Below are 17359 nucleotides of genomic sequence, written 5' to 3'. Positions count from 1 at the left end.
GGATGAAGCAACATGATTACAAATTAAACCATATTATCACTTATAACAGGAAGCCCATTAATAGCATCATTCCACTAAACTTTTCGATTTTCATCATTAATAATTTTACTCACCCAGACGTCTGTACACCCCCAACGCGCAGCCAACATTTTGTTGTTCCAGCCTTTTTCCTTTATTGTTTTTTTACATTTTCAGGACTAAGCCCTCCGTTCATCCATTTTTCAAGATGTTGTTTCTCAATAACAAAGTCAAACTCAGGATATGCACTCTCTAAATCCTTCAGTGAAGTTTTCTTCCAAACTGGATTCCTGTTTCCCTCAAAAGAGGCAATATGAAAATGATCATTCAGAAATAATGAGTCATTATGATTATAGTATTCAAACCATATTGAATTGGCATTTATATAATCCCATGATTGAGATTCAATTTCTTTATTTACTCGCTGTGATGTTTTTAATACATCCAGAAACTCTTTTTGCTGCGTGTATGACAACACTCCTTCCCTGAAGAGAGCATTAACCGCAGCCTCTCTGACCTGCTCAATTGAATTTGTTACCGACGTACGATAATAGTTCAATAATTGAGCGCATGAGAAAACAATAAAGCCATGCTTAATCTGAACTCTTAAATAACAGTACCCATTCCGCCCATGAAAACCTGAAAACTCTAATGGTAAAAAAATCTTATCAAAACCATTCATCACATTGAATACAGCCTTCACTCAAATAAACTCCAGTTTAATCTTAAAAAAATAATTTAACCATGTCTTTGTGGAATTAATAATAAAAAAACAACCCTGTCAACACAACATACATAACTATAAAAAAATAACTAAAACTAACGGTTTGTGGGGTAATAACACTAAGCCGAATGCGTATTTCTGTGAAGGAGATCGGTTCGTGTCACTTTCACAGCATCATTTTTTATTTGATCTTACCCACCAATAGTGGGCACAAGAATAAGTGAGTAAACTCTCTGTCAGAGGTAGCTCACATGATAAAAACAGCATCACCCAGCAAAAAGTCCCATAAACAGCATTCGCCTGAATTCCACAATGAAGCCCTGAAGCAGGGGGAGCGCATAGATGTTGCCGTCGCTAGCCGTAAACTCAACCTGTATGAATCACAGTTCAACAACTGGCTCAGTAAAATCAGCAAAATGCTTCTGAACGTGAACTGGAGATATTCACCAAGGTTGACATCTCAACGCCAGCTGACAGAACGAGATGGTGAATTAGTCATCATTTTTATTTTGAATTCAATGGGATAATTAGGGCTTTTTTACGCATTGCAGTTAACGATTTTATGGATAGTGTCAGCGCCAAGATTGTTGACCTAACTACCTTATATCATTGGTGCTGACAATAGCCTCCTCCATATTGGGTGTCCACTATCCTCGCTGGAGTTTCAGGATCTGCCAAGACGGTGCTCAACACCAATCACGTTGCTCACAGCGAACCTTAAGGTCAATTAACTTATCCGCTTCGAGACAAGAACAGATAAGCTAAACATCACGCTATATTAATCCATAGTAAGTTATAGCCTGTCAGTATTTTTCGCATTGCTAATATAAATCTTTACTAGTGATCTTTAAGTACCACTCATAACAGTTAGCTATAGAATTCCAGTGCCAAACATTGATTGCACCATGTAGCCCCTCTTGGTATAGAGAACCAAGCCGAACAATTACTGACGCCTGTGCCGAAATAAAAAGATGCACTTCATCTGCCTGTTTTTTTAATTCAGCAATAATATAACTAAGTTTTTTCACGATTTTTTCTTGTTCTTCTTCCTCAGGAAGATTATCAAATCGAAACCCTGTATTTAGTTGAACATGTAATGTATGCCCAACAAACTCAGTTGGAAGATCTCGTTCTAATATCTCCATCGTAAATGAAATTGCGAGACCAATAACTCCTTCATTATTTGATGGCACACACTTGCTATCATTAATTATCTGATTATTATATAATTTAACTATATTTGCATTGGTTGGAGGAGCATCAAGAGGATGAAAGATTTTTTTATCACGGTCAAAATCAAATAACTTTAATGTCAAGTATCCATCAGTCATAAAGCTACCAATCATATAAAGATACGGTACACTGCCGAGTGCAGCAATATAAGCAGTTGTCGCACCGCCGTGATGTATTCTTTCTTGAATTACTTGCCGAATAAAACCTGCATTGGATAAATTGTTATTTTTATTTCTTGAATCAAATGCTTTAAAGTCCACATGTAAAATTTTTGATTTTTCTCTAAAGGATAACATTTTCTCTGCAGCTTGGGGATCTGTATTTTCAAACCCATACGCTCGGATTAATGCAATATCTCGTTTATTCAAGTCACGAAGGGCAAAATATACGCAAACACACCATAAAACAAAACCTGCCACAAGAAAAAACAAACTTATTATTTGAGCAATGTCTGAGTATTTTTGATAATTTAAACTTACCCTATCAATAACATCACTATATTTTTCAAGAAAAACATCTGAAAAAATAATGTTAAATCCCCAACCACCAACTAATCCTGCCATACCTAAACTCATCAACCCAAGTGAAAGTCTGGAGAGTTGATCTTTTGGCTTAAAGAGAAGCTTAATAAGGTAAATTAAAGTTGCTTTATCCATGATGACCTCAGAATTCTTGCCGCAGGAGATTTTCATTGTAAAAATAGTAAAGCGCGTTTTTTTTCGTACCGATTATTATAAAAAAAAGCATCTGCCCTGGATTTCGTAGCTTACAATTTTTCCAGTCTCTAATATCGATGTATGAAGCATAAGGATTTTTTTCAGGATGCGTATGCCATGTACCAAGGTAAGCCAAGTGCCCCCTAGAATTCATATATAGTCGATCAACTATATTCTGATGCTCGGGATCCCTGAGAGTAAAACTCATTCTTGTGCATAGATCCTTTTTCTGCGGCACTGTAATTTCAACCAAACAGTAACGCTCAATCTCAAAATCTTTGTCACCAATGAGTACTCCACATGCCTCAGAATCCATTGGTTTGAGCTGTCGATACTCCTGCCAGATATTATTCACTTTCTTTGAAATGCGAAGATTAAAATGTTCTGTATCGATAATTAGCACATCAAAATTCTCCATTGCAGATATCACACTCGTTATTGAACAAGGGCAGAACTTCTAACATACGGGTGAATGTGTGGTATCTCCCGCTCAATTTAAATCCATTTGCTATAGCATCCTCAGAGCTCCCCTTCCAGCTCACTCTGGATGATTGTCGAATCTTATCAAGAAGATATTTGACTCCGAGATCAGCGGTAATGAGAGCTGTTTGAGTTGAAGCTATGTATGAATAAGGCAGGAACGCATCACCACACCCAGCATGATTTTTAGTTAAATCCTGATTTGGAGCAAGGAAGTTCAAGTTGGAAACTAATCCTCTTGAAAAATCTACAGGGTCAACATATGCACAACGTAAGCAACCTTTTGTTCCCGGAATTGTCAGAACAGCATGCCCACCTATACCGTACCCTTCAACCCATGAGTTAATAACCGGTACATTAATTTTTTCTCTAATCAAATAATCATGAAACAATCGTTCATGAGTCGGCGCTCCTATTGCTACGATAATAAGATCATACTTCATTAGTAAGTCACGATGCCTCAAATCAAGTAGTTTACCTGTGTAACTTCCAATCTCGAGCCATGGATATTTACTAGTAAGACTGTGCAACAACGCACTTGATTTATGGAATGAAGCATATTGCGGTGGCAGAATATGCCGATAAAGATTATCAAACGAAAGTGTATCTGGATCATATAAATCTATATGGCCAACACCAGAAGCTGCGAGTTTATCTGCAATCACCACCTACAGAACCACACCCGACAAGCATAACTTTCTTGCTAGTAAGGGATTGTTTCGCGCCACTTCTTGGCATAATCCTTTCTTTATTAAAGGTTAATACCTTGACAGGTTCAAGCTTCCATTCGACCAGATGTGAATGCTTGAAGGGCAACGTTTTTCGACCTTTACCGGAATTCTTTTTGGGTGAAATGGATTCCAAACCATGTAATTCCTGAAGGAGTTTGGGCATTAAAGACTACCAAAACTCATGCGAACGCTTATGAGCAAACTGTTGCATTAATTTGCTCTTAACATCCGCCGATAGACCTGACAGTAGCTCAAGATACCAGTCAGCAAGTTCATCCTTTTTCCATGGAGCAGGTTTTATCACGCTCAACGGTATAACAAATCCGTTGCCATTTGCGGCCTGCCGTTCTTTTATGGCCCTATTGATAGGTGAAAAAATATTCTTGGGAATAGCCCCTTCTACATAGCCTAAGTAATATTTAGCCAGACCGATGTAATCTTTTCGTGGCTTAAGAACACACAACTCTTCTGGTGTTGCACTTTCAGTTAAACAAAGAAAAGGAGATGTGTCCGGCTCAACTATATTTAACCATCCAGTTTCAAATTCCCGAAGTAATTCCTGAGTATTCCAATCGCTATCAGTTAAAGCTCGGCTCAACAAAGATATATGTCTTTTAAGCGATTCCTCGAAGGCCAACTCAGGGCACTCAAAATTCACGGATACTGCATCAGGGACATTCACACAAATACTTGCAAATTGGCTATCAGGATAGAACATGGTGTGTGCAAGTCGGGGCAATGTTGATGGATTGACCAAGAGGAAACTCGGCAATTTCGAGAGTTCAGGAACAGCGGCATGCAAAAGAGTAACTTGAATACCGTTGATCTCCAGTTCGATGGTTAAAAATCCGACCTCTGCCGTCTTCGATGGAATTGCGGATACTTTGTATCCGCATTCGTTTAAATGAGTCAAAATGGCTGAATAATTCATGCGCCTTGCGATGTCCCAACAACTCCAGCAGATGCAAAAACCGTTTTTACAGTGGATGACGAAGCAGATGAAGTTGCTGCACACTCAGGGAAATCTTCACCAAATACACTTCGCAGCAATTCACACTGCCTGGACTCTTGATCTTCGTCTGCAACCTTATCCAAGGTTTCAACAGCGCACTTAGCTTATTGCGAAACTGAGTACCTGTCACGATACTACTACCATGAAAAATATCTCTGAAAGGGCTTACAGGAAGCGTAGCTTTGATTCCATATTTACCATCCTCAACTGGGGTGAAATAGTTTTGATAATTGAGAATATAATTTATTGTCTTCCTCAGCGCAGAGAGATCATCAGGAAACCCTTCATCGTTGATTGAAGAGAAGAAGGATTCCTTAACCATAACCGTAATACCGATGGAGTAAATTTTACGACGTACATCATCACCAAATGTGAAATTTCTCCAACGTTTGAGGTACCTGACAATACGCCGGTATTGGTCATGCTTATTCGAACCATAAGCTTCATTAGCGTCGTAATTATTCACCCAGTCAATAAGTTCACGTGGCGCAGCTCTGGCCCACTCACGAGTATTCTCGTCTGAATATCTCTTTCCAACGGCCAATTCGTACTGACCGTTATCATACTTACGGTAAATAGGAATATCGATATGAAGATCATCAGCCTTGTAATCAGCAGTCACACAAGGTTTTTTAATCTTAGCATTTTTAAAACCTCGTTTTTCCAACACTTCAAAAACTGCAAGTTTCGGTGTTATTGGGTTTTCTGGAGCCAGTTTTGCTTCAATTACAATCGCACGGTCAATATCGTAATCCTGCCCCTTTTCCCGGATACCAGTGGAAGTCGCCAAAGATCCCTGAATGAAATCCTCAATGACCGGATATCCATCCTCTTTGAATCGTTCAACAATATCAGCAGTAATGCTATCGTCCTTAAGACGGGCCGTCGTGTACTCAAGGTCCTTCCTTCCTAACTTGATAGCATCATGAAAATTCTTAAATTTATTCTGAAGACTCATATTACCCCCGCATTTGTTGCAAACAGAGTTAAATTGGTGCCGCTTCGCCTGATTTCAAGTATCAGATAAAAATTTAATCTAATTAAGAGGATATCCCTCTACTACCATTTTTCACAAAATAAAAATCAGCCCGAAGGCTGGCTTAGTCATAGCAAAAAACATTCAGCACCAGGCGGCAGCCTGTTCCTGAACATGACGTAGACGATATAACCAGTTTCCGAGGTAATGTCCGGGCGTCAGCAGCACCCGGCGTCGCTCATTACACAATGAGTTGCCTATCACCACTTCTCCGGCCACACCACACAGCGACAATTGTATATACGCCATGCCGGCTGCCAGCGGGTCAATATCCGTTGCCGACACCCACATCCTGCGGTATGCCGGATAACCCGAACGGTTCAGGGTGTCAGCCATAGCCAGAATCATACTGCCAGCACCACAGGCAGGTTCACTGAGCGTGATAAAGGGCTTGTTCTCAAACAACGCTTTCACATGTCAGCTCCAGTTGCATGAACACGCCGCCCAGAAAATCACTGAATCCCTGCTCCAGCCCCTCAGTGACATGGGCAAGTAAATGCGCCATGTTGATAACATCCTGCTTTTCATAACCACTGACGATTCGCAGGTACTTCAGTTCCCGCGTCTCACTGAACTGAAGCCGGTTCTCCAGGGCAATCACACTGCAACTGACAAAATCCTCAAACACCTTATGGCGTTTGTGATAACGGGCAGTCCGGTTAAACCATGCAGGTAGAAAAGTCGACACTAGAACAACATATCCGCGAACTGGAGGAGGCCCTGAAGCGGGACCTGCTGCCCCAGCCGGTGCTGTAGGCAGACGAGACGCCGCTGCAGCTCCAAGTCACACAGAAGGGCAAAGCGAAAAAGGGTTACCTGTGGGCGTATGTCAGTGCTACGGGCAGTGAGCGCGATATCGTGGTGTACGACTGCCTGCGGGGACGTGGGGAGAATATGTCCGGGCGATGCTGGCCGGCTGATCGGAGACTCTGGTGGTGGACGGTTATGTCGGTTACAGCGCGCTATTCCGTGACAGCCAAGAAGTTGATCCCCGGTGCCATCGGGTATCCGTGAAGCGGTGGGCGGCGCTGATGCCCCTGCAGCATACAACCCGGCTGAACGGTCTGGATCCGGTAACCTAGCTGCGGGGTGTACTGGAGAAACTTCCGTCGTAGCCGACATCCCGGCGGGATGAATTGCTGCCTTACACCCGTCAGGCGAACTGAGCGTCCTCTTCCATATCGCCGGTGATCGCGCAATGCGAGTTCCCCCGACTCCTTACGAAATACTAGGCTTTATTCCTGTTCCTCTAAAGTAATACGACACCCGTAATTTACGGAGTACTTATATAGCTCAGCACATAAATAACAACTGACACCTCGGAAATAAAACCAGCCAGAAAAGCAAGTAACAGCCTTCTTCCGACAGGACGCTCACGACTGTCATATATCCCGAATTGCCCCTTTCGGCACCGACAACACATTATCACCCTCTCCGTCCGGTCCCCCACGCCGGGAAATGCTTCCATCTTCAGATATGAATGGGGACGGTTACCCGACAAAACCGGCCATGAATACTTTCAGCTTCAGCAGTGAAATAATCCCCAGGCTCTGAACCATCTGGCCACGCCGGTAGTATGCTCTTCGCTCTTCGTGCTGCCGGGCAGTCGGCCTCCCCGGAGGGATGAATCCGCAGGGCCTGAACAGCTCTTTCCAGAAAAAACAGCCCGATACATTCCCAATAAGGGGTCAGTATTTTCTCCGGCAGACAGCACTGTACTGCCTGCTGTAATGACCGGGACAAATGAATACAACTGTGTTCTCCATTCACTGACAATGTATTTCTGCCACATACAATACCAGCCCGGTGCAGCTCATCAGGACACAGAACAATCAACCGTATATCATAACGATGCATCACCCATTGTGTTATCTTCAGATACCGCCACCACCCCAGCAAAGGTGCACTACTGAAACAGAGTATCAACGTGTCTCCGGCTCGGAGCCGTCCTCCCGGCCGGAAAAGCCCGGCACTGATACCACAGCCTTTTAACAGATGTATTACGCCGGTTGTTTCATAACTGCTGCGTCCGGCAACCCACACTGTCTCCATGATTACAACAATTTATTTATCTATCCGGTCAGTCAGGGATTTCACCGCAGCAATGTAGCTTTTACGAAAAGCCTCCACACTGTCTGCCTGAAATGCACTGTTCTCAATATGGTATCTGCCGTTGACATACACGGACGGGGTGCCGGTCACACCATACTCCCTGAACAGACGTTTCTGCTTCTCTGTCATCTCAGCCACTTCCTTACTGGCAAGTGCCTGCACATATTCCCCCGGATAAACACCCGCACGGATAAAAATCCCCGGAATATCTGCAGCTGATTTCAGTCTCCGCGTTTTCTGCACGGCATCAAATAACAGCGGCTCCACCTTATCTTCCACACCCAGCACCATTGCCACTGACCACGCCCGGGTCAGTTCCTCTCCCAGCTCTCCCAGAAAACCGGCATGATACTTGACCAGTTTTTTCCCCGGAGGAAGGCTTTCGCGGATGGTTTTATCAATGCCGTAATCCTGAGAAAAGGCATAACAGGGTGGGCAATAAAAAGAAAAAAACTCAACCACCGTTTCATTATCCTGAACGGCACTCGTTATCGGTTTATCCAGAACCGAATATGTTGCGTTTTCCTCTGCTGCATATACTGTGCCGGACAATGCCAAGCACAAAAAAAGAGAAATCAGTCTGCCTTTACGCATTATGCAGATTCCATAATTTAGTTATCAAATTCAGATAATTAATTCACAAGATGCCAGTAGATAGCGCTTCCCTTACCACTGCGGTCAGGCTCCACAATATGCTGCCGGTTCAACTCCCGGAGATAATAAAGCGCCAGGTAAACAGACATTTCGCAACCATCCGCAATTTCACGCGTTTTCAGCGGTGATACGGATGCATCTCGCTCTTCCATAAAACGGATGATTTTTTCATAACAGTCAGGTTGTGAACGCATATTTATGTCAACTCCGGAAGTCCGGCGTAGATACTCACTCTGCCCCAGTTAACTCAGGCCCGATGCAATGTAAAAATAAAAACAATACGAACAATAATGTTTTAATTTACCAGCACCTGCAACACGCCACTTCCTTCAAAATATTCAGCCACCGGTTTAGTAATATCATTCAGGTGATAAGTGGATTTAATAGATAGCGTCTTGCTGTTATCGATAGTCATTGTTTCATCATGTTTACCATTATCAAATGTCAGTTCACACATTCCGCCACTTCCGCACCGTGTATAGTTATCTGTTTTACCTGATACTTTTTGTGAACCAATAAGTTTCACCGACAATGAAGTTCCTGACATACAGGTAACATTGAGATTGTAAGGTGTTGTCTGGTTGCCATCAGCATCCCGCCCAGCCAGTGAACCATGGGATAAATTTATTGGCGATGTGTTGAAATTGCATTTTGACGTAATAACAACAGGTATACCAATGTAAGATGGCGATTCATTCTGCATAATTATACCAAAACTACGCCATGCTATAGCATCATCGTATCCACTTCCTTTATTTTCTTCATATGCCCACCAATATGGTACACGAATAGTATATTTACCAGGAAAAGCAGTACTCCGCTGAAGTTCGATATTCACACGAAATACCGGAATAGGTACGTCTGGATTAAATCCCACAATCTCTCCTAACTGCCAACAACCAGACATTCCTTGTTCCTTGTAAATATTTGTACTCACCATAGTATTAACACCTGGCACTGGTGTTGATAACGCTACATCCCAATTACTGACATCATTAAATCGATATACTAACCCTTCAGAGGTCTTCTGCCATCCAGTCTTATATTGCAGCCAATATCTATAGTTTCCTTTTTGCAGTGCACCCCAATATCCATTACAGGATGTGGCTAACACTTTCCAAGTGTTAATCTGTGGAAATGTGATAGATACTTGTGATACAGCTCTATCATCTATAGTCACTGAGGTTGCATTTGATACAGAAGATGGAGAGGCTGGAGCCCATAAAAAATTCTGATAATTGCTACCTGCAGAAAACACTCCATTAGAAATCAGAAATAAAAATAAAAAATACTTTATTTTAAAATAACTCATAGAACACTCCATGGCATACTGCTTTTATTTAGCCAACTCCTTTAATACGTCACTGGCTATATCGGCACACAATTTATTTGATCTGAATCGGTACAATGCATCAACTGCACTCTGAGTATAATTTCCGACATCACTTCTTACTCCGTTATAAAGCGATGCGCCTGAGACCAGTCTGTCAAATTCCGCTTTACGTTTGTTATATACCGCCGAATCTATTTTCTTCAGCGCCTCCAGTTCCCGCCGACAGCGTTCCATTTTTTCAACATCATCCAGACGATCTCCTGAACTACTCGTTGGTTTTATTCCTGTCGTCTGGTGTAAAGGTTTGCCTGGTCTGCTTTCGCATCCACCAAGCAATATACCAGTAAGCAGAACCAGGAACACTGGTTTAATGTATTCTTTCATTTTGAATATTATCCGCATCGTCACACACGTAGTAAGGAAGTAAATCCATAATCATTCGACTACAATACCTTAACTGATTAAGTTTATGAGAAAAATATCCCGGACTGATACCATAGATACAAAATATTTCCTTCCGTGTTTTTCCGTGAACAAGAAAATCCTTCAGTGCAGCATTAATCTTCTTCCCTCTTATTTTAGACAGCAACATCAATTGTTCAAAATGCTCCGGCATAACCTTTCCGGGACATAAATATTTCGCAGCATGAACTGATTCAGGGTTTAGCGCGCTATACCGCATATATTTCATATTTCTCCACCTTATTACAGTTTTTTCTGTTACAGGTAACTGATGCTCATTGTGACCGAAGCATTGAAAGTTCCGGCATTCAGTTCTGTATTGCCATATTTATAAGGCACCGCTGTGAACGTAAACTGGCTGCTCTGAACATTAACGGCTGAAAGGCCTTTTGTGATTTCATATCCATATTGTCCCTGTGCTCCGGCACCCAGCCTGAGCGGATTCTGAGGATCCACCCCCCCACCCTGATATAATGCAATTCCCAGTGCCGAAGGATTAGCACCCGTGGTTTTCAGCACATTATCGGGTGCACCGGAAAGCTGACCGGTTCCCCCGGACAGACGGATATATGGTTTTCCCTGGAAATACTCACAACTGACTTCCACGGTTGTGGGTTGTGCATAATTCCGTCCATCCACTTTCTGAAGCGCAATCTTTCCGAAAGAGACTTTAAAGTCAGTATCATTTTTTATTTTACAGGGGGGGATATAAACGGTTCCGGTTATTTTTATGGGGACATCCACTGCCATGGCCGGTGCCGATAACAACATAACTCCGCCCGTCAGTGCTGATAATATCAGCCTCATTCTGTTTTTCATTTTTTCACTCCTTCTGTCCGGCCTGCTTTGTCATTCTTTCCGGCCAGAGATAACGCTTTTTTCCCGGCGCTTTCACCGGACGCGGGTTCTGCAACAGGCTTCACTTCTTCAACCCTGAGCGTGTAAACCATGGTTGCTCCCGGGGGAACTTTTGGTGGATATCCCTCATCACCGTAAGCCAGCTCCGGAGGGACAACAAGCTCCATTGTTCCGTGATTCTTCATCAACATCAGTGCTTCGCGGAACACCGGCGGATATTCACCCAGGACCTGAGATATCACCCGACCTCTTGCATCCATATCTTCAACAACCGTGCCATTCGTCAGTTTTTCTGTCACCACAACATCCACCAGGGTGTCATCACCACGGATAAACTCACCATCGCCGGCATACTCACTCCGGTACCAGAATCCCCCTTCCGCCTGTTTCACGCCTTTCTGTTTTCTGAACTTCTCAAGCCAGGCTGCCCCCACCTTCTTCTGTTCGCGAATCACAGCCAGACGGGCTTCCTGTGCCAGCTCTTCCGCCCGCTGCAGAGCGACATCCAGAACAGATTCATTCAGCAGAACTTTCCTGTTCAGCGCATCGCGTATTCCTGCCATCAGAATTCGGTTATCTGTTTTCAGACCAAGTTGTTGTTGTGCAACCTGGAGATTCAGCATATCGCGTCCCAGCATCACACCGGCGGCATAAGTCTGCTGCATATCGTCAGGTTTCAGCATTTCTGCTGTCACTACCGGCATATCCGCCATTTCAGCTTTCAGGGTATTCAGCGTGGCCTGCAGCTCAGTCTTTTCTTTTCCGGCCTGTTCAGCAGCAGCCTTACTTTCCGTTTCCATACGGGACAGTTGCTGTTTCAGCTCAATAACCTGCGCATTCAGCGTTTCCTGAGCCTGCTCTCCCTTTCTGGTGATGGTCTCAAGCTGTTTCCTGCTTTCATCAAGTTCCGCTTTCAGGGAAGCCACCACCTTGTCTTTTTCTGCATTATCCTGTGCAGTGTCAGGCAGCACTTTCAGTCGTTCACGCAGTCCCCGGTTTTCCTTTTTAAGCTGTCGAACCTCCTGTTCCCTCAGCGTCAGCCGGCGTCGCAGTTCGGTAGTGCTGCCCGCCCCTGCTTCACCTTTTCCGACAGACCTGGCGACACTGTCCGTTTTTCCACCTGAACCTCCCTCTTTTATGGCAGAGGCTTCCTGCTGCTGATACTGCTGTGCAAACTTCAGTATGCCCGGAACACCTCCTGAATTGTCTCCGGCTCCGGCACAGCCACCCCACAATAACAGTGCAACACCTCCCGTCGTTTGCAGTATCCGGCGGAATATTTTCAGTCTGTCATTCATAGAACAACTCAAAATTTGCTGTGGATGCATAACTGCCCGGTGTCACGCTTTTCTGCGCCAGCGCCTCAGGTGTGGCCTGCACGTAAGCTTTAAAATTAAACTGCAGCGTATCCCGGTCAACGGGGGTACCCTGCCCATGGTTATGATAAGCCTCACCCAGCTTCATCAGGGTTGTCCCGTCCGTATCCAGGATACCAATGGCCAGCTTTCCTGCATTAACACCCGTAACCTTCAGAAAGTATTCAGACTGCTCCCTCATGGCACTTTCCTTATCCCCGCTGAATCTGAGCTTCACCGTTTTCCATATCGTAGCGGTGTTACACTGAACCAGCCGGATACTGAAATTCTCAGCCGGTCCCCGTCCCGGCGCGTACTGAAAATCCTTTACCGGTCGCTCAAGAAACTGGACGGTCTGATTCAGACTGGCGGGGTCAATCTGACAGGGACGGTCAAGTAACTCCCCGTCAAACGTGACAGTCACCGCACCGACAGACAGCGTCAGCAACAGAGGCAGACAGCCCGCCAGTCGGGTAATCCCCGTTCCGGAAATAATGCCTTTCATTCTGCTTTCCTCCGTTCTCATTCATAATCCAGCCGCAGACGCAACAGGGCCGGGTTGTCCCGCGGGTTCATGTACGGTTTCCCCCGCGCACGGTCTGACGCCTGCTGTCCCGCCAGCGCCTGTTGCTGTGCCTCACTCAGCCAGTAAGTGAACTGATTCGCACCACCGTACACAACAGCGCGTCCCGCGCTGACCATTCGTTGTTCCGGCTGCAGCACGCCATCCTCCACCCCCGTCAGCAGGGCACTCTGCATCACCATCATGCTGTCACGTCCTGCCACTGAAGCGGCAGAGGTCACCGCACCACCGTCACCACATCCCAGCAGATTCAGCTTCAGCGCATAACGCGTCATGATGCCTTCCGTACTTTTTTGTAACGGCAGCTCCACCTCATTTGTCTCCAGCGTGCACGGGGATGACAACAGCGCACCACTGACTGTCAGCATCCCGATACGGCCATTGCGCTCATTCACCCACTGGTGACGGGTCTCATCTGCCACAAAAAAGTTATCCCGTATGACAAGCTCATCTGCCCGCAGCACACTGTTCATGCTGCAGCTCACCAGCAGCGCAGCCAGACAGAGCCCTGTTGTTGTCCTGTTCATCTCCGGCTCCTGTTACTGCACGCTTATTTCTTCACCGCTGTACAGCGGTCTCCGCTGCAGCTGAACTGCAGCACCGGACGTCCGCCGTAGTCATTGATATAGCTCAGGTATGGCGTGCTGTATGTTCCGGATTTCACCGTCTGTGTGGACTTCGGTGCCAGCATCACAGCCTCAAACTCGCCTTCCTTCGCCTGTTTTTCACTGCCGCCAAGGCCAATCACCGTCACGTAATACGGCGTCGGGTTTTCAATCCGGTAACCTCCGCTGGTTTTGTTCAGCACCAACTGGTCCTGCCAGACAGCATTGGGTTTTGCCTCAATGGCTTTCGGGCGGTAAAACAGCTTGATTTTGGTCTGCAGGGCTATCTGCAGCACATTCGCCTTATCACTTTTCGGCGGGATTTCACGAAGATTGAAGTAGAACAGGGATTCCCGGTCCTGTGGCAGTTTGCTGATATCCGGGGTGCTGGCCAGACGGACCATACTTCTGGCTCCCGGCTCAAGACGCTGCACCGGCGGAGTGACCACAATCGGTCCGGTGGTGATTTTTTCCTGCTTCTCATTCTCTATCCATGCCTGCGCCAGATACGGAAGCTGTTTGTTATCATTGGCCACATTCAGCGTCATCGATTTCTCACCGCCATTAAAAATCGCACGCGTACGATCCAGGGAGATGGCAGCCTGGGCTGCCGGTACTGCGCTCAGGCACGCTACCGCCATCAGCGTTTTTTTCAGCGCCGGTTTCATTTTCAGCATCTTTTCTTCTCTCAGTTCTGGTTCCGGTGTCGTCTGTGGTGCAACACCGTCCACTTATCGATTTATGCCTGTACGGGGTTACTGACTGCCGGCCGGTGAAGATGACCGGCAGTCCAGCCCCTCGTTTCGTCAGTTCGCCTTACGGCAGGGCAGCAGCAGTTGCTGTGCCGGGTCCAGATTTTTCGGGATATCCACCACACACTGTGTCCGGCCGTCCCAGCCGACATTCAGGGTTTCACCCGGATTCACCCCGCTCAGCCAGGCCAGACCGCTGTCTGCCACCATCCCCAGTTCACGGCCTTTTGCGTTTGTCACACTGGCACCAAACGGTGGATGACTGTTATCTGCCAGACGCAGTACGGCAAACAGACGACTTCCTTTCAGGACCTCAAACGCCCTGTAACCAATGGCCCCTTCCGTCAGGACCGATTCCACTACCGAGCGGGTGGCTTCCATATCATCCGGCAGTTTGTTCAGGTCCACTGACGTGGTGTTGCGGTAATAGCTGCTCACATCCGTCACCACACCAATTCCCCACCGGTTGGTGGAGACCCGGCCGCCGTCGACAGGCACGCCTCCGACACCATCGGTGTCCACCAACAGCCGGGTTCCTCCGTTCATGCCCCCTGCATGCAGGGCCGCGCCTTTCGCGGTTATCGTTGCACCACCGGATGCGCTCATACCGAATGACGTGTAACCGTTCTCCACGGCAGAGAAGTTCGCTGACAGGTTGGCCAGCGGACTGCTGTGGTTGTAGTACGCGCTCATCTGACTCTGCGATGGCTGACCACCGCCACTGCTCACCCCGGCGTTCAGGCTGTAACTGCTCAGCCCTTTGTTCAGCGTGTCGCTGTACCCCACGGTGTTGGTGTAACGGTCATTGCTCATGCTGCCGCTGTAGCTGGCCGTACCGGTTCCCCACGGCACGGACAGACGCACAAATGCCGAATCGTTATCCCGGTTCTGGTATTTCGAACGGGATGCGGACAGCCCCAGGGAAATGTTTTTAAACCCGAAGGCATCGAAGTAACGGTTCACCGACAGCGTGTAATAGTCAGATGTCCGGCGGTCCCAGTAGGTCTGATGGCTGTACTGCAGGTTGACCGAGGTCTTCCAGTCCTCGAAGTTCTTGTTGAGCGTGACGGTGTACAGCTCCTTCTCACGTCCCGTGAAGTCATTCCGGTAACGGGCATTGAGGTACTGGTCCATCGTCATGTAATTGCGTTCAGAGAAGCGGTAACCCGCAAAGGTGATATCCGCATTCACGTCATCAAAACGTTTGGAGTAGCTCAGACGCCAGGATTTCCCCTGTTTCGTCTCTTCTCCCGGAATGCGGGCCACGGACTGGGTCACGTCAGCAGATACCGTACCGAACTCATTCAGGTCACGGCCCAGACCCACTGCCAGGGCGTTGTAATCCCCGGCAACGATACCGCCACCGTAAAGTGACCACTTGTTACTGATACCCCAGGATGCCTCACCGGCAGCAAAGACCGGGCCTTCCGTGGTGTGCTCGTAGTTACGCGAACGACCGGAAACCAGCTTGTAACGTATCTGGCCCGGACGGGTCAGATACGGCACATATGCCGTGTCCACCTGGAACGTTTTTTTCCGCCCGTCCTGCTCGATAACCTCAACATCCAGTCGACCACGCACGGAGCTGTCCAGGTCCTGAATGGTGAACGGACCTGCCGGCACGGTGGAGTCATAGAGGATGCGTCCCTGCTGCGAAATCACGACGCGCGCATTCGTGTCCGCAATCCCTGAGACCTGCGGTGCATAACCGCGCAGTTTTGGCGGCAGCATGCGGTCATCACTTTCCAGGCTGGCACCGGTATAGCGCCAGGAGCTGAAAATCTCAGAATTGATGTAGTTCTCACCCAGAGTGAGGTTGGCGCGCCAGCGCGGGATGGCGCGGTACATGTAGAAACGGCTCCAGGTGAACTGACTGTCCGTCCCCTGCGCACTGCCGGTGGTGTGATTCAGGTTGCCCTGATAGTCCGCACGCAGACGCCAGGCACCGAAGTTGGCACCCGCAGTCCCGTTATAGCTCAGTGACTGTGACTGCTTTCCCTTGTGCGGCTTGTTCACCGTCCCGTTGATGTTGTAGTCAAACAACAGCCCCGGAATACCGTTATCCCAGCGGGACGGCGGCAGCCAGGAGGCATCGGAATATTCCAGCCAGGCCTGCGGCATATTAATGTACAGCATCCCTTCTGCCGGATTCGGGCGTATCTCCACCCCCGGTAACTGGCTGAAGTCTGCACACTGCCCGTTATTCCAGTACGTCACTTTTTCCTGTGATGCAGGCGTCAGCCCCATCAGCCTGACCACCTCCGGCGTCAGGCAGGCCTGCGGTAACGGCTTCTTTCCGTCTGCGCCGGAAGCCGGCGGCTCCAGAAATGTCACCGGAAACGCCGACGGTGAAATCCCCTGGTCATTCACCATAATTTCCATCTGGTACTGCCCGGGCATGATATAACCCGCCTGGGAGAACCGGGACAAATCAATATTCTGTCTGTCTGCTGCATCCAGAACATCTGTATTAAAGTCGACGGCATAAGCCGGTACGCCGGCCAGAGAAAGCAACAGCGCATATGTAATGCCGTTAACAGCAAAAGAGGTATTATTTTTCATTATCAGCCACCACCTTTAATACAGACTGCTCCCGGAAATAAAGACAAAGCATCCCCCTCCTGCATACAGGATTTAATTTCAGTTCCTCTGCCGGAATAGTTAATTAAATACCGGGAAGCTGCCGTCTGTTACC

17 protein-coding genes and 3 pseudogenes are annotated in these 17359 nt (G+C 47.0%); 2 read left to right on the top strand and 18 right to left on the bottom strand.

Annotation, left to right across the window (positions count from 1 at the left end; translation table 11 throughout):
* Nucleotides 1-172: 172 nt before the first annotated feature.
* Complete coding sequence (locus FEM44_RS25565) at nucleotides 173-721, bottom strand: hypothetical protein (protein WP_240726902.1); 549 nt, start codon at nucleotides 719-721, stop codon at nucleotides 173-175.
* A gap of 272 nt (nucleotides 722-993) precedes the next feature.
* Here FEM44_RS25565 and FEM44_RS13290 point away from each other — a divergent pair.
* Nucleotides 994-1245: pseudogene (locus FEM44_RS13290) on the top strand (IS3 family transposase); the annotation flags it as partial.
* A 318-nt stretch (nucleotides 1246-1563) separates the two neighbouring features.
* Here the strand turns inward: FEM44_RS13290 and FEM44_RS13285 are convergent.
* The 6 genes and pseudogenes from FEM44_RS13285 to FEM44_RS13265 form a co-directional block, all read right to left on the bottom strand.
* A complete protein-coding gene (locus FEM44_RS13285; RefSeq protein ID WP_138159056.1) occupies nucleotides 1564-2631 on the bottom strand; it encodes an SAVED domain-containing protein in 1068 nt (355 codons plus the stop codon).
* Nucleotides 2632-2638: 7 nt separating this feature from the next.
* On the bottom strand, nucleotides 2639-3094 hold the full coding sequence (locus FEM44_RS13280; protein WP_240731794.1) for a Mov34/MPN/PAD-1 family protein: 456 nt from the start codon (nucleotides 3092-3094) through the stop codon (nucleotides 2639-2641).
* Between the two features lies 1 nt (nucleotide 3095).
* Nucleotides 3096-3839: a ThiF family adenylyltransferase gene (locus FEM44_RS25560; protein ID WP_240731793.1), complete on the bottom strand. Its 744-nt coding sequence runs from the start codon at nucleotides 3837-3839 to the stop codon at nucleotides 3096-3098.
* A gap of 232 nt (nucleotides 3840-4071) precedes the next feature.
* Nucleotides 4072-4833, bottom strand: a complete 762-nt coding sequence (locus FEM44_RS25555) for a hypothetical protein (RefSeq protein WP_240731792.1) — start codon at nucleotides 4831-4833, stop codon at nucleotides 4072-4074.
* 46 nt (nucleotides 4834-4879) lie between these two features.
* Nucleotides 4880-5872: a nucleotidyltransferase gene (locus tag FEM44_RS13270; RefSeq protein ID WP_240731791.1), complete on the bottom strand. Its 993-nt coding sequence runs from the start codon at nucleotides 5870-5872 to the stop codon at nucleotides 4880-4882.
* A gap of 162 nt (nucleotides 5873-6034) precedes the next feature.
* Nucleotides 6035-6638 (bottom strand): annotated as a pseudogene (locus FEM44_RS13265) (SAM-dependent DNA methyltransferase).
* Nucleotides 6639-6658: 20 nt separating this feature from the next.
* Between FEM44_RS13265 and FEM44_RS25550 the strand changes: the two are divergent.
* Nucleotides 6659-6968, top strand: a pseudogene (locus FEM44_RS25550) (IS66 family transposase); the annotation flags it as partial.
* A gap of 1046 nt (nucleotides 6969-8014) precedes the next feature.
* Here FEM44_RS25550 and FEM44_RS13250 read toward each other — a convergent pair.
* From FEM44_RS13250 to FEM44_RS13200, 11 genes are all read right to left on the bottom strand, one after another.
* The gene (locus FEM44_RS13250; RefSeq protein WP_135523626.1) at nucleotides 8015-8656 is read right to left on the bottom strand and encodes a DsbA family protein; all 642 of its coding nucleotides are present in this window, start codon (nucleotides 8654-8656) and stop codon (nucleotides 8015-8017) included.
* 38 nt (nucleotides 8657-8694) lie between these two features.
* Nucleotides 8695-8910 (bottom strand): FaeA/PapI family transcriptional regulator, encoded by a 216-nt coding sequence (locus tag FEM44_RS13245; RefSeq protein ID WP_135523625.1) that lies wholly within the window; start codon nucleotides 8908-8910, stop codon nucleotides 8695-8697.
* Between the two features lie 101 nt (nucleotides 8911-9011).
* Nucleotides 9012-10028: a PixG protein gene (locus FEM44_RS13240; protein ID WP_135523624.1), complete on the bottom strand. Its 1017-nt coding sequence runs from the start codon at nucleotides 10026-10028 to the stop codon at nucleotides 9012-9014.
* Nucleotides 10029-10052: 24 nt separating this feature from the next.
* Complete coding sequence (locus FEM44_RS13235; protein ID WP_135523623.1) at nucleotides 10053-10433, bottom strand: hypothetical protein; 381 nt, start codon at nucleotides 10431-10433, stop codon at nucleotides 10053-10055.
* Entirely contained in the window at nucleotides 10417-10731 is a 315-nt protein-coding gene (locus FEM44_RS13230) for a PapB/FocB family fimbrial expression transcriptional regulator (protein WP_276606501.1), read from the bottom strand. Before FEM44_RS13230 ends, FEM44_RS13235 begins: the two co-directional genes overlap by 17 nt.
* Nucleotides 10732-10769: 38 nt before the next feature.
* The gene (locus FEM44_RS13225) at nucleotides 10770-11330 is read right to left on the bottom strand and encodes a fimbrial protein (RefSeq protein ID WP_135523622.1); all 561 of its coding nucleotides are present in this window, start codon (nucleotides 11328-11330) and stop codon (nucleotides 10770-10772) included.
* Nucleotides 11327-12667, bottom strand: coding sequence for an FKBP-type peptidyl-prolyl cis-trans isomerase (locus tag FEM44_RS13220; protein ID WP_135523621.1), 1341 nt, complete (start codon nucleotides 12665-12667; stop codon nucleotides 11327-11329). The genes FEM44_RS13225 and FEM44_RS13220 overlap by 4 nt, the downstream gene beginning before the upstream one ends.
* Nucleotides 12660-13229, bottom strand: coding sequence for a fimbrial protein (locus tag FEM44_RS13215; RefSeq protein ID WP_135523620.1), 570 nt, complete (start codon nucleotides 13227-13229; stop codon nucleotides 12660-12662). Before FEM44_RS13215 ends, FEM44_RS13220 begins: the two co-directional genes overlap by 8 nt.
* Nucleotides 13230-13246: 17 nt before the next feature.
* Entirely contained in the window at nucleotides 13247-13834 is a 588-nt protein-coding gene (locus FEM44_RS13210; protein ID WP_135523619.1) for a pilus-assembly fibrillin subunit, read from the bottom strand.
* Between the two features lie 23 nt (nucleotides 13835-13857).
* Nucleotides 13858-14589 (bottom strand): fimbrial biogenesis chaperone, encoded by a 732-nt coding sequence (locus FEM44_RS13205; RefSeq protein ID WP_033555943.1) that lies wholly within the window; start codon nucleotides 14587-14589, stop codon nucleotides 13858-13860.
* Between the two features lie 129 nt (nucleotides 14590-14718).
* Nucleotides 14719-17226 carry a fimbria/pilus outer membrane usher protein gene (locus FEM44_RS13200; protein WP_138158882.1) on the bottom strand — a complete coding sequence of 836 codons (2508 nt, stop codon included), beginning with the start codon at nucleotides 17224-17226 and terminating at the stop codon, nucleotides 14719-14721.
* Between the last annotated feature and the right edge of the window lie 133 nt (nucleotides 17227-17359).

It is taken from the genome of Escherichia sp. E4742 (assembly GCF_005843885.1).
In the GTDB taxonomy this organism is placed as follows: Bacteria; Pseudomonadota; Gammaproteobacteria; order Enterobacterales; family Enterobacteriaceae; genus Escherichia.
The sequence above is the reverse complement of the archived record's forward strand: the minus strand, read 5'-3'. Positions and strand labels throughout refer to the sequence as shown.

Coding starts and splice junctions, on each gene's coding strand:
- FEM44_RS13235 (WP_135523623.1), bottom strand. CDS start 10,433: ATGAAAGAATACATTAAACCAGTGTTCCTGGTTCTGCTTACTGGTATA.
- FEM44_RS13225 (WP_135523622.1), bottom strand. CDS start 11,330: ATGAAAAACAGAATGAGGCTGATATTATCAGCACTGACGGGCGGAGTT.
- FEM44_RS13215 (WP_135523620.1), bottom strand. CDS start 13,229: ATGAAAGGCATTATTTCCGGAACGGGGATTACCCGACTGGCGGGCTGT.
- FEM44_RS13270 (WP_240731791.1), bottom strand. CDS start 5,872: ATGAGTCTTCAGAATAAATTTAAGAATTTTCATGATGCTATCAAGTTA.
- FEM44_RS13240 (WP_135523624.1), bottom strand. CDS start 10,028: ATGAGTTATTTTAAAATAAAGTATTTTTTATTTTTATTTCTGATTTCT.
- FEM44_RS13245 (WP_135523625.1), bottom strand. CDS start 8,910: ATGCGTTCACAACCTGACTGTTATGAAAAAATCATCCGTTTTATGGAA.
- FEM44_RS13230 (WP_276606501.1), bottom strand. CDS start 10,731: ATGCGGTATAGCGCGCTAAACCCTGAATCAGTTCATGCTGCGAAATAT.
- FEM44_RS13205 (WP_033555943.1), bottom strand. CDS start 14,589: ATGCTGAAAATGAAACCGGCGCTGAAAAAAACGCTGATGGCGGTAGCG.
- FEM44_RS13250 (WP_135523626.1), bottom strand. CDS start 8,656: ATGCGTAAAGGCAGACTGATTTCTCTTTTTTTGTGCTTGGCATTGTCC.
- FEM44_RS13220 (WP_135523621.1), bottom strand. CDS start 12,667: ATGAATGACAGACTGAAAATATTCCGCCGGATACTGCAAACGACGGGA.
- FEM44_RS13285 (WP_138159056.1), bottom strand. CDS start 2,631: ATGGATAAAGCAACTTTAATTTACCTTATTAAGCTTCTCTTTAAGCCA.
- FEM44_RS25555 (WP_240731792.1), bottom strand. CDS start 4,833: ATGAATTATTCAGCCATTTTGACTCATTTAAACGAATGCGGATACAAA.
- FEM44_RS13200 (WP_138158882.1), bottom strand. CDS start 17,226: ATGAAAAATAATACCTCTTTTGCTGTTAACGGCATTACATATGCGCTG.
- FEM44_RS13210 (WP_135523619.1), bottom strand. CDS start 13,834: ATGAACAGGACAACAACAGGGCTCTGTCTGGCTGCGCTGCTGGTGAGC.